This window comes from Corallococcus terminator, assembly GCF_003611635.1.
GTDB classification, from domain to species: Bacteria; Myxococcota; Myxococcia; order Myxococcales; family Myxococcaceae; genus Corallococcus; species Corallococcus terminator.
This window is the reverse complement of record NZ_RAVZ01000065.1, coordinates 21,226-33,079: the sequence shown is the minus strand read 5'-3', so window position 1 is coordinate 33,079 and position 11,854 is coordinate 21,226. Positions and strand designations below refer to the sequence as shown.

Here is an 11,854-nt window from a genome sequence, read left to right as displayed (position 1 = left end):
ACTTCTAGCTTCGTCGGCAGCGTCAGATGCGTATAAGAGACAGGGGTAGGCATCGACTCCAGGGAGGGAAGCGCCCTACCCCGGATGGGAACAAAAGTTCGACATTCCACCCCTGTCGGCACCCAGGGGGGTCGTGCAAGTCACCGGATCAACGCAGGTCCGCCTTCGAAACCCTGTCAGCTACCAAGCAGTTCCCGATGCAGGCGCGCCGTCAGCGGCTTGAGGTGGGCCTTGTCCACCAACAGCGTCACCTGGAGCGGTGACGTGCTCACAGCATGCACACGGGCGGACAGGCCCTCGGCCGCCGACAAGGCCTTTCGCAGCGGGACCCAGTCCGCGTTGAGCCCCACGCCCACGCACGTCACGGTGCCCCACCCGTCCCGCCACTCCACCGCCGTCCCGAAGCGCGTGGTCAGCTCTCGCTGGAGCGCTTCCGGGCCGTGTACGTCCGCCAGCGGAATGGCCAGGAACGTGCGTCCTGGGGCCCCCGGCAGCCCGTCGTGCGCGAGCGTGCGGCCGCGCACGGCGCGGGCGTCCAGGAACTCCAGCAGCTCCTGCAGGGGCACGCTCGCGTTGGCGACGAGCACGGCCATCTCCGCGTCCGCCGTCACACCCTTGACGCGACTGTCGGTGGGCACGGCCAGTTCCTGCACGACGGTACCGGTGCCCTGGCCGTGCGCGGTGCGCGCGAGGATGGTGATGCCGCGCGCCTTGGCCCACTCCACCGCCTGGGCGTTGAGCACCTTGGCTCCGGCGCTCGCCAGCTCCTGCATCTCGTCGTAGCTCAAGGACTCCAGCTTGCGGGCGTCCGGCACCACGCGCGGATCCGCGCTGAAGACGCCGTCCACGTCCGAGTAGATTTCACACGCCTCCGCCTCCAGCGCCGCCGCCAGCGCGACCGCGGTGGTGTCCGAGCCGCCGCGTCCCAGCGTCGTGACCTCCTTCTTGTAGGAGACCCCCTGGTAGCCCGCGACGATGACGACCTTGCCGTTCGCCAGCTCGTCCTGGATCCGGTAGGGCCGCACCTCCACGATACGCGCCTGCGCGTGCGCGTCGTTGGTGATGATGCCGCTCTGGCTGCCCGTGAAGCTGATGGCCGGAACGCCCTGCTCCTGGAGGGCCATGGACAACAGCGCCATGGAGATGCGCTCGCCACAGGTGAGGAGCATGTCCAGCTCCCGCCGGGGCGGGTCCGCCGACACGCCCTTGGCGAGCGCCAGCAGATCGTCCGTGGTGTCGCCCATGGCGCTGACCACCACGACGACCTGATACCCCGCGTCCCGCTTCTCCTTCACGCGACGGGCGACCTTGCCGAGCTTCTCCGCGTCGGCGACCGATGAGCCGCCGTACTTCTGCACCACGATTGGCATCCACGCCTCGCTTCCCGGGCAGTGTAAAGTCCGCCCCCGCGCATGCCAATCACCGAGAATCCCATCATCGAGGTGCGCAACCTCACCCGGCGCTACCGCGATCGCGTGGCCATCCAGGACCTGTCCTTCACCGTGGGTGAGGGGGAGATCCTCGGCTTGCTCGGGCCCAATGGCGCGGGCAAGTCCACCACGATGAAGATCCTCACCGGCTTCCTGCCCCCTTCCGAGGGCAGCGCGAAGGTGGCCGGCTTCGACGTGTCCACGCACCCGATGGAGGTCAAACGGCGCATCGGGTACCTGCCGGAGACGCCGCCGCTGTATCCGGAGCTCACGGTGCATGGCTACCTGACTTTCGTCGCGGCGCTCAAGCAGTTGCCCGGCCGCGCCGTGCGTGCGGAGGTGGAGCGCGTGGCGGGCCTCACCGGCGTGAGCGACGTGCTGGGCCGCGTCCTCCAGAACCTGTCCAAGGGCTTTCAGCAGCGCGTGGGCATCGCGCAGGCGCTGCTCGGCTCTCCGCCGGTGCTCATCCTGGACGAACCCACCGAAGGCCTGGACCCGGCCCAGCGCGCCGAACTGCGGGCGTTGATTCGCAGCCTGGCGGGCAGGCACACGGTGCTCCTGTCCACGCACATCCTTCCGGAGGTCACCGTGACGTGCCAGACGGTGCTCATCCTCCACCAGGGCCGCGTGGTGGCCCATGAGGCCATCGACACGCTCGCGAAGTCCCATGGCCAGGCGGAGAACGCCTCGCTGGAAGAAGTCTTCATCAAGCTGACCGCCGCCTGAAGCGCGCGGCTCCCCTTCCCCCTTCGAGGACCTCCCGCGCATGCGCACCGCCCTGGCCATCGCCCGCAAGGAGCTGGCCGTCGCCTTCACCACCCCGTGGGCCTACGCCGTGTTCACCGCGATGGCGGCGCTCTCGTCGTTCTTCTTCGTCAGCCTGCTGGAGCAGTTCCAGCAGGTGCAGGCGCTGGCCCGTGAGCACGGGTGGAGCCGGCTGCCGCCCGACTCGGTCGTCTACCGCAACCTCACCGACGGCGTGGTGGTGCAGTTGTGGGGCGTGGTGCTGATCATCACGCTCTTCGTCGCGCCCTTCCTGTCCATGCGGCTGTTCGCGGAGGAGAAGCGCCAGAAGACGTTCGCGCTGCTGCTGACGACGCCGGTGCGGCCAGTGGACATCGTGCTGGGCAAGTACCTGGGCGGCCTGGGCCTCATCTTCGTCACGCTGGGACTGACGCTGGTGTTCCCGGTGCTGCTGTCGGTGGTGGGCTCGGGCACGAACGGGCCCGCGCTGGAGTGGCCCACGGTGCTGCTGGGCTACGGGGCGGTGCTCCTGTGGGGAGCGACCTGCATGGCGGTGGGCCTGTTCATCTCCGCGCTGACGGAGAGCCAGATGCTGGCGGCCTTCCTCACCTTCACCGTGCTGCTGCCGTGGATGCTGCTGCGCGGGGTGGCCCTGTCCACGGCGGAGCCGCTGCGCTCCTTCCTGAACTACCTGTCCTTCGACACCCAGTTGCAGGGCATGATCCAGGGCGTCCTGGAAGTGCAGGCGCTGGTGTTCTTCGCGTCCGTCATCCTGTTCTCGCTGCTGCTCACCCACCGCGCGGTGGAAGCGCAGCGCTACGCGTGACCATGAGAGCGACCCACGTCACCCGGGTGCTGGGGGCCTTTGGCCTGCTGCTCCTCCTGTCCAGTCCCTTCACGCTGTTCCTCTCCTCCGGCAGCGTGGGGCTCGCCCTGGGCAAGGCGGTGCTGGGCACGGCGATGATTTCGGCCTACGTCGCCACGCACCGTCAGGAGCTGGGGCGCGCGGGCTCTCGCCGCACGGGACGGTTCCTCGCATCCACCGTGCTCACCATGCTGGCCGTGCTGGGCGCGCTGGTGGCGCTCAACGTCCTCGCGTTCCGGAAGAACCAGCGCTGGGACCTGACGCGGGAGCGCATCTTCTCGCTCGCGCCGCAGACGCTCGAAACGCTCGCGGGCCTCAAGGAGCGGGTGCACGTCCTGGCGCTCATTCCGCCCACGCACCCGGCCTATGGCGACCTGGAAGAGCTGTTCCGGCGCTACCACGAGGCGGCGCCCCAGGTGTTCGACGCCGCCTTCGTGGATCCGCGCCGGGAGCCCGCGCTGGCCGCGAAGTATCAGCTCAAGGACGGCCAGTCGCTCGTGGTCGTGTCGCGCGGCGAGGGCGAGAGCGCGCCCCACACCCTGCTACCGGTTCCCGCCGAGTTGGAGCTGACCAACGCCCTGCTCCAGTTGGGCGCGGCGGGCGCGCAGAAGGTGTACTTCCTCGAAGGGCATGGGGAGTGGCCGCTGGAGACGCCGCAGGGCGCCCAGGGTCCTGGCGATGGGCTGTCGGAGTTCCGACGTCAGTTGGTCCGCGAGGGCTACCGCCCCGAACCCCTCAACCTGCTGGGCAGGCAGGAGGTGCCTCGCGACGCGGGGCTGTTGATCATCGCGGGCGCCAAGGAGGACTACACGGCTCCGGAAGTGGCGGCCCTGCGCACCTATCTGGGTGAGGGCGGGCGGCTCTTGTACTTCACCGATGTGGGCTCGGTGGACGGGCTGGGGCTGTTCCTCGCGGACTACGGCGTGCAGGTGGATGAGGGCGTGGCCGCCGACTCGCAGTTCAACGCGGGCAACCCGTTCGTCCTGGTGTCGAACTTCTTCGGCAAGCACGTCATCACCCGCCCCCTCCAGGAGCGCGCCTTCAACGTGCAGCTTCCCACCGCGCGCAGCCTCACGCTGTTTCGCGAGGGCTTCCTTCCCGGCGTCACTGTGGAGCCCGTGCTGCTGAGCTCGCCCTATGCCTGGGTGGAGACGCGGCCCCAGGAGGACGCCACCCCGTCGGATGGGGAGAAGATGGGACAGCTCACGCTCGTCGCCGCCGCGTCCCGGGACACGCGTAGCGCGGAGCACAAGCGCTTCGATGAGGCGCGGCTGGTGGTCATGGGGGATTCGGAGCTGTTGCTGGATCCGAACTGGGGCCATGAGGCCAACCGCAACCTGGCGATGAATGCCCTGGGCTGGGCGTCGCATCAGGTGAAAAAGGTCACCTGGCGCCCTGCGGACCGGGAGACCTCCACGCTGGAATTGAGCGCTGGACAGATGCGGACCCTGCGCTTCGTCTCCACGGACCTGCTCCCGCTGTCGCTCCTGGGCGTGGGGCTGGCCGTCTGGCTGTCGAGGAGGAACCGATGAGGCCTTCGGCGTTCGTGGTGCTCGGGCTCGCGGCGATGGGGTCGTGGGCGTGTTCGCGTGAAGAGAAGCCGCCGGCTCCGCCCAAGCTCTTCGCCACGGAGACCGCGGAGCCGAAGCTCGGAGCCCCGGCCCCGGCGGCCCCCGTCTTCACCCATCTGACGGTGAAGGCCCGGGGCGCCACCACGGAGCTTGAGCGGACGCCCGAAGGCTGGCGGATCACCTCGCCCGTGGAGGCGAAGGCGGACCCCTATGCGGTCGAGGCGATGGTGCAGCAGCTCACCACGGCGAAGTTCAAGTCCACGGTGAACGCGGCGCCATCCGACGCGGACCTGAAGAAGTTCGGCCTCACGTCCCCTCACTTCACCGTGACGGCGCGCGCCTATGTCCCGGATGTGAACGGCGGCGGTGCGGAGGATCCGTCACGCCAGCGCACGGTGACGCTGTCGGGTGGAGAGGAGAACCCCTTCGACGGCTCCGTGTACGTGCGCCGCGACGGGGATGCGACCGTCTACGCGGCCGAGGGTGTCGTGCGGTGGTCGCTCGACAGGGGCCCCTTTGAATTGCGCGCCAAGGAGTTCCTGGGGCCGCTGGACGCGGCGACGCTCCAGTCCATCGAGGTGACCGCGAAGGACCACGCATACCTCCTGACGCGCGACGCCGACGGCAAGACCTGGCGGATGGTGAAGCCGGAGCCGACGCGCGCGAACGCCAGCCGCGTGGCGGACCTGCTCACCGCGTTCGCGGGACAGCAGGCCCTGTCCTTCCCCGAGGACACCCCCGCCGCCCGGAAGGCCCTGGGCCTGGACTCGCCCCTCGTGGATGCGCGCTTCGTGCCTGTCTCGGGCGACCCCATCCGCGTGCGGCTGTCCCAGGCGACGCGCGACGGTACTCCCGTGGTCCATGCTCTGCGTGAGCAGGGGACACGTGCCACGCTCGCGGAGGTGGATGCCCGGGCACTGACGACGCTGGATGTGGGCGTGCCGGAGCTGAAGGATCGCCGCGTGCTCGCGTTCCCGCGCGACGCCGTGCGGCGGCTGGAGTTCCATCCCGGAGGCAAGGCCGCTCCCGTGGTGGTGGCGCGCGGCTCATCCCTGGATGGTGGCTCCGACGCGTGGCGCATCGAAGGTCCCGACGGTGGACTCGCGCGGCACTTCCGCGTGGTGAAGCTGCTGGGCTCGCTGGAGTCGTTGAAGGCCGCCGCGTTCGGCGAAGCGAACGTGAAGCGCTGGGAGCGCTACGGCATTGGCGAGGCCTCCCGGAGCGTCGTGCTGCGCGACGCGGACGGACGCGAGCTGACGCGGCTGTGGTTGGGCAACGCCGTGCCGGAGCAGGACGAGCGGCTCTACGCACGCGGCTCGGGCCCCGACCTCGTGGAGGTCTCCGCGGGCGCCGTGGCGGATTGGCCCACGAGCACCGCGGACCTGAAGGACCCGCCGCCCGGAGGTCCGGACGGCGGAGCACCTTGAGAGCTGTACCTCCACCAGGGAGCGCTACACCTCCATCAAGGCGAAGCGCTGCTCGGGCGTGAACTTGGTGAGCAGTGGCATGGCCACGTTGAACACCGGGATGCCGCTCTTCGTCTTGCCCTCGCGCGCGCCATGGTGCGCGTGCCCGTGGAAGACGTAGGCCGCGCCGTAATGGTCGATGGGCATCGACAGGCGGCTGGTCCCGAGGAAGGGACGGATCTCGATGTTCTCCCCCTCCAGCGTCTCCGGGATGGGGGCGTAGTGCATGATCACGACCTTCTTCTCCGTGTCCAGGTGGCTGAGCGCCGCCTCCAGCTTGAGTGACTCGGTGACGGCCTCCTGCACGAAGGACTTCGTCTGCCCCTCACCGAAGGCCTGCAACGTCGCGTTACCAAAGCCTCCGCCGAAGCCCTTCACCCCGGCGACGCCCAGCACCTTCTCGAAGATGAAGTGGTCCCCGTCGAGGATGTGCACGCCCACCTTCGACAGCTCCGAGCAGATGTCCTTCACCTGCCCGTGCTCGTAGTCGTGGTTGCCCAGCACCGCGGCACAGGGAACGCGCAGGGCCGACAGCTCCTCGGCCAGCACCTTCCCCTCTTCCAGCATGCCGCGATCCGTCAGGTCGCCACACAGGAGCAGCAGGTCCGCGGAAGCATTCACCTGCTTGACGAGCTGACGGAAGCGACCGTGCTGGTCGTCCCGACAGTGGAGGTCACCGACTGCCGCCAGCCGTATTTTCGAGCTCGGATCTCGCGCCACGCACGTCCCCCTCGGGTCGTTCTTGTTCGTCCCAGGCCCTGCCGTCCCCAAAGCCCCAGTGGTGGATGTCCACGTGGTAGTTCACCTTGGACACCAGATTGCCGCGACACAGGCGCTCATCCCAACTGCCGTCGCGCACCGTCTGGAGCGTGCGGCTCATCAGCTCCGTCATGACGTAGTTGGGCACGATGTCGCGCTCGCTGGGATAGGCGAAGCGGAACATCATCAGGTGGCTGAGCAGCACCTCCCAGTAGCGATCAAATCGCCGGAGGATGCGGTCCCAGTCCATCTCCCGCCCCGCCTTGAGGATGAGGTGGTTGATGTCCGCGCCGTCATAGCGTTCGCGCTCGGTGACGAAGGCCTTGGACCAGATCATCTCCTCGGCGGGAGCGATGAGACACTCGTAGCCGAAGATGTTGGCCTTCTTGGCGTGGGTGAACCACTCGTCGTCCACCGTCGCCACGCCGTTGCCGGAGGAGAAGATGAAGTCGACGAAGTACTCACCCTTGTACGCCTTGTAGATCCACACCTCGTCGTGGTGCTCGGTGCGCCACCCGTCCTTCTCCAGGACCTCCAGCGCGCGGACCGCGTCCGCCTTGCGCGGAAACAGGTCCAGGTCCTTGGTGTCCCGGTAGATGCCGGTATAGGTCGCGTAGGCATAGGCCCCGCCCACCACGAAGGGCACCCCAGCCTCATGAAGCAGGCCGACGGCTCTGGCGCGGGCGTTGATTTCGTCCGGCGCGCGCTCACGCTCAGCCAGCGAGGCGTCCGTACCCATGTCCCCGGGATGGTTCGGGTGTCGTTTTTCCATGGGCGAAATCTAGGGATGGCCCATTTCGACGGTCGGGCAGGCGGGCGTGGGCGGCCGGAGGGCAGGCAGGCAGGTTCCAAACAGCCGGTTTCATTGAAACTTTTCGCCTCAAGCGAGCGCCTTTTCTGTTTTTCGCCCGGCCTGTGTCCATAGGAGCGAATTCCCTGCCGCACGGCCCGCACGACGGGCCCTGAAAGGACACCCCACCATGCTGCGCAAGAGCCTGCTGTGTGCCGCCTCCCTGCTGTTCGCCGCCGGTTGCAACGACGCCGAGACGAACGAGGACACGTTCCGCGACGGCCTGCCCTCCAAGGAGATGATGCAGGTGAAGGCGCCGAAGGAGAGCGGCCAGGGCCTGACGGCGAGCGGCCCGTCCGCGATGTACGGCCTGGGCCAGAAGGCCGAGTACTACCAGGCGACGGTGAACGCGACGGTGTCCATCAACGGCGGCACGCTGTGGGTGCTCAACCTCATCGAGCAGATCGCCAAGTATCCGCCGACGACGCTGGAGGAGAACAAGGCGGTGTGGGGTCCGCACACGGACGCGCTGAGCCCCACGACGTGGCGGCTGACGGTGACGAAGTCGGGGGACGCGTCGTTCTCCTGGGTGCTGGAGGGCAAGGCGAAGGCGGACGCGGACAGCGGCTTCAAGGCGGTGCTGTCCGGCACGCAGACGGTGGCGGTGGACGCGAACGGCGAGCGCCTGAAGGGCTTCGGCTCCGGCGAGCTGTTCATCGACTGGGACGCGTCGCACAGCCTGCCGGACGGCGATGAGAACGTGGGCACGGTGGAGATTCGCTACGCGCGTCCGAGCGCCACGGCGGAGGCCACGGTGGAAGCGGACTTCCGCCAGGTGCGCGACGAGCAGGACCCGCAACAGCGCGTGGACGGGAACTACCGCTACAAGGCGTCCGCGACGGCGGGCGGCGAGTTCGATTTCGCGTCGGCCAAGGACATCGACAACGGGGACCCGCTGCGCGCGAAGCTGGAGAAGCTGAGCATCAAGAGCCGCTGGACTGCGACGGGGGCGGGCCGCTCGGACATCAAGGTGACGGGCGGCGACCTGAAGGGCGAGGCCACGCTGAGCGAGTGCTGGGACACGAACTTCCTGAGCACCTACTTCATCGTCAGCCTGGACCCGCGCCTGGGGTACGGCGAGGCGGAAGCGGCCTGCGGCGGATTCAACGCGGCGGTGTACTCGTCGCTCTGAGCCTCCTCGCGGTAGGCTCAAGCCGCGCGTGACTGGACCGACCCCACTGGCCCTGAAGGTGGTAGCTCCCCGTCCTTCCGAGGACCGGCGGGCCGTCCTGCGCGACCTGTATGTGAAGTACGGCGGCAGCGTGAGGGAGCGCTGCCGCTACCTGCTGAAGGATGCGAGCCGGGCCGAGGACGCGATGCAGGACGTCTTCGCCCGTGCGCTCGTGCACGGGGATTCGTTCCGAGCGGAGGCCTCCCCGCTCACGTGGTTGATGAAGATCGCCACGCACCACTGCCTCAACCAGCTCCGGTCGGAAGGGGCGGCGTGGCGGCGGTGGTTCGCCCGAGACGAGGCGGCCCGCTCCGAGGGCCACGGTGGGGCGGAGGCGATGGAGACGCGCGACCTGGTGCGCAAGCTGCTGGCCCGGGTGGACGCGGAGACGCAGGCGGCGGCCATCCACTACCACGTGGACGGGATGACGCTGGAAGAGGTGGCCGCAGTACTGGGGCGCTCGGTGCCCACGGTGCGCAAGCGGCTGGAACAGTTCGCACAGTTGGGTGGAGAGGAGCTGAACGTCCGATGAGCGCGCACGAGTCGAACTGGACATTGCGCCGCCTGCACGTCGGCGACCTGCCTGCCCCGGAGGCCCTGCGCGCCCGTGAGCATGCCGAGGCGTGCGAGGCATGTGGCGCGGTGCTCCGGTCCTTGTCGGAGCAGCAGACCACGTTCGAGGCGGAGGTGCCCTTCGAGCACTTCGAGGCGGGCGTGGAGCGGGCCCTGGCCCGTCAGTCCAAGGCTTCGGCGAAGCCCGTGACGCGCGCCGCGTGGGCCAGACCTCTGATGCTGGTAGCGGCCTCCGTGTTCGTGCTGGTGCTGGTGCGTCCGCTGCTGGAGAACGACGGGGCGTCCCGGCCCGTGGCAGGCAACCGGCTCAAGGGCGGCGCGAGCGCGGAGCTTCGCATCGGTGGCGGTGCGGAGCCGCAGCGGGTGGCGAGCGTGGACGCACCGGAAGCCCTGCGCCCCGGTGAGCGCGTGCGGCTGGGTTACACGCCGGAGGCGCACCGCTATGTGGCCGCGCTGTCGGTGGATGCCCAGGGCGAGGTGACGCCGCTGTATCCGGAGTCGGGGGACAGCCTCGCGGTGGAGCCGGGTGCGGGACAGCACTGGTTGCCGGAGAGCGTGGAGTTCACCGGAGCGGGGGCGGAGCGTGTGGTGCTGTTGCTGACGGAGGCGCCCGTGTCGATGGATGCCCTGAGCGCTGCGGCGCGGAAGTCCTTCGCGGCGGCGGGGCGGGATGTCACGCGCATGGCGCCGCTGGATGTCGCGGGCGAGCAGACGCAGTGGATCCTGCTGAAGCCATGAGCACCCTGCCCGTGAAGCGTGTCGCTCCGCAACGGGCACTGCTCGCGGGGCTTCGCGTCCTGGCGCGGATGCGCACCGTCATCGCCCCGCCCCACGCGTGGGCCCTGGGACTGGCGCTCGCGTTCGTATCGCTGTCCACCGCCGCGCACGCGGACACGCTGCGCCGCTTCGCGCTCATCGCTGGCAACGACACGGGGGGCAATGACACGCGCCCCCTGAGCTACGCGCGCGACGATGCGCGCAAGATGCACGACCTGCTCACCCGACTGGGTGGCGTGGCCGCGTCCGACGCGAAGCTCCTCCTCGACGATGACGCGAAGGACTTCCTCTCCGCCCTGTCGGAACTGGAACAACGGGCACGCGCGGCCCAGGCTCGCGGGGAGCGCACCGCGCTGTTCGTCTACTACTCCGGTCACGCGAAGGACGGAGCCCTGCGACTGGGTGACTCGCGGCTGGCCTTCGACGCGCTCAAGCGCCGGCTGGCAGAGGCACCCGTCGACATCCGCATCGCCATCCTGGACTCGTGCCGCTCCGGCGCGCTCACGCGGACCAAGGGCGCTCGTAAAGCCCCCGCCTTCGACGTGGAATCCGGCGCCGCGCGCGATGCCCGGGGCGTCGTCATCCTCACCTCCAGCGCGGCGGACGAGGACTCGCAGGAGTCGGATGCCCTGGGCGGCAGCTACTTCTCCCACCACCTGACGAGCGGCCTGCTGGGCGACGCGGACCGCAGCGGCGACGGACGCGTGACGCTCTTCGAAGCGTATTCACACGCCTACGCGCGCACCGTCGCGGACACCGCCGACAGCAGCGCGGGCCCGCAGCACCCCACGTTCAGCTACGACCTCGCGGGCAACGGAGACCTGGTCCTCACCGACCTGCGCGCGAACGCCGAGGGACTCGTGGTGCCCGGCGGCGCGCCCGCGGGTGCGTACTACTTCGTGGATCCAGGCGGCCTCGTGGTCGCGGAGCTGGACAAGGGCGCGGACACGGAGCGCCGCGTGGCCCTGGCCCCTGGCACCTACCGCGTGAAGCGACGGCTCAGCGACCGGCTTCGCATCGGGGACGTGGAGATTGCTCGCGGCCGGACCACCGTGTTGGAGGAGCCGCGCCTCAAGGACGCCCCCTTCTCCGACGACCCCGTGAAGGGCGCGGGCCGGGGCCGGGATTCGTGGTGGGCCTTCGGCCTCACGGGCGGCTACCAGTCCTTCTTCGACGCGGCCACGCGCCAGTCGCTCTTCCTCTCCGTGCCGCTGTTCGGCGCGGAGGCCGAGCTGCACGACTACTTCCGCCGCGACTGGGTCTGGGGCTTCGATGCCTCCGTGGGCGGCACGCGGGGTGTGCTGGCGCTGCCCACGCTCGCGGGGCCGTCGTACCGGTACTCGGTGGTGAACCTGGGAACGAGCCTCACCACCGAGTGGCCCCTGGGCCGCGTCTCCCCGTTCGTGGGCGCTCGGCTGGCGTACCTCATCCTGGGCCGCCAGTTCGAGGACGCGGCGTTCCCGGATCAGCGCTTCGCCATGGTGTCACCGGGACTGGTGGCCGGCGCGCGCTTCCAGCTCACGCGCCGCCTCCACCTCACCGCCCGGGGCCGGGCGCAGTACCTCCAATACACCGTCGATGCGCAGCGGTCCCTGGGCTACTGGGAACTGGCGGCGCTCCTCACGTACGAGCCATGAGAGCGCACGCG

11 protein-coding genes are annotated in these 11,854 nt (G+C 69.3%); 8 read left to right on the top strand and 3 right to left on the bottom strand.

The features are described from left to right. Positions 1-176 precede the first annotated feature (176 nt). Positions 177-1,370 carry an aspartate kinase gene (locus D7V88_RS12325; protein ID WP_120540829.1) on the bottom strand — a complete coding sequence of 398 codons (1,194 nt, stop codon included), beginning with the start codon at positions 1,368-1,370 and terminating at the stop codon, positions 177-179. 42 nt (positions 1,371-1,412) lie between these two features. On the opposite strand from D7V88_RS12325, the gene D7V88_RS12320 reads away from it, so the two are divergent. The 4 genes from D7V88_RS12320 to D7V88_RS12305 are packed head-to-tail and all read left to right on the top strand — an operon-like array spanning position 1,413 to position 6,037. Next, positions 1,413-2,156: an ABC transporter ATP-binding protein gene (locus D7V88_RS12320; RefSeq protein ID WP_208726249.1), complete on the top strand. Its 744-nt coding sequence runs from the start codon at positions 1,413-1,415 to the stop codon at positions 2,154-2,156. A gap of 40 nt (positions 2,157-2,196) precedes the next feature. After that, on the top strand, positions 2,197-3,000 hold the full coding sequence (locus tag D7V88_RS12315) for an ABC transporter permease (protein ID WP_120540828.1): 804 nt from the start codon (positions 2,197-2,199) through the stop codon (positions 2,998-3,000). Positions 3,001-3,002: 2 nt separating this feature from the next. Next, on the top strand, positions 3,003-4,571 hold the full coding sequence (locus tag D7V88_RS12310; RefSeq protein ID WP_120540827.1) for a GldG family protein: 1,569 nt from the start codon (positions 3,003-3,005) through the stop codon (positions 4,569-4,571). Continuing rightward, entirely contained in the window at positions 4,568-6,037 is a 1,470-nt protein-coding gene (locus D7V88_RS12305; protein WP_120540826.1) for a DUF4340 domain-containing protein, read from the top strand. Before D7V88_RS12310 ends, D7V88_RS12305 begins: the two co-directional genes overlap by 4 nt. 24 nt (positions 6,038-6,061) lie before the next feature. On the opposite strand, the gene D7V88_RS12300 is transcribed toward D7V88_RS12305, so the two are convergent. Both D7V88_RS12300 and D7V88_RS12295 read right to left on the bottom strand, forming a co-directional pair. After that, positions 6,062-6,766, bottom strand: a complete 705-nt coding sequence (locus D7V88_RS12300) for a metallophosphoesterase family protein (RefSeq protein ID WP_120540834.1) — start codon at positions 6,764-6,766, stop codon at positions 6,062-6,064. Further along, positions 6,750-7,607 carry a nucleotidyltransferase gene (locus D7V88_RS12295; RefSeq protein ID WP_372241077.1) on the bottom strand — a complete coding sequence of 286 codons (858 nt, stop codon included), beginning with the start codon at positions 7,605-7,607 and terminating at the stop codon, positions 6,750-6,752. The genes D7V88_RS12300 and D7V88_RS12295 overlap by 17 nt, the downstream gene beginning before the upstream one ends. Before the next feature lie 208 nt (positions 7,608-7,815). Here D7V88_RS12295 and D7V88_RS12290 point away from each other — a divergent pair, with 208 nt between their 5' ends. The 4 genes from D7V88_RS12290 to D7V88_RS12275 all read left to right on the top strand — a co-directional run bounded on the left by D7V88_RS12290 (position 7,816) and on the right by D7V88_RS12275 (position 11,843). Then, positions 7,816-8,817, top strand: coding sequence for a hypothetical protein (locus D7V88_RS12290; protein WP_120540824.1), 1,002 nt, complete (start codon positions 7,816-7,818; stop codon positions 8,815-8,817). A gap of 28 nt (positions 8,818-8,845) precedes the next feature. Continuing rightward, on the top strand, positions 8,846-9,388 hold the full coding sequence (locus D7V88_RS12285; protein ID WP_244238112.1) for an RNA polymerase sigma factor: 543 nt from the start codon (positions 8,846-8,848) through the stop codon (positions 9,386-9,388). Further along, on the top strand, positions 9,385-10,167 hold the full coding sequence (locus tag D7V88_RS12280; protein WP_120540823.1) for a DUF4384 domain-containing protein: 783 nt from the start codon (positions 9,385-9,387) through the stop codon (positions 10,165-10,167). Before D7V88_RS12285 ends, D7V88_RS12280 begins: the two co-directional genes overlap by 4 nt. A 68-nt stretch (positions 10,168-10,235) precedes the next feature. Further along, on the top strand, positions 10,236-11,843 hold the full coding sequence (locus D7V88_RS12275) for a caspase family protein (protein WP_120540832.1): 1,608 nt from the start codon (positions 10,236-10,238) through the stop codon (positions 11,841-11,843). Positions 11,844-11,854: the final 11 nt, after the last annotated feature.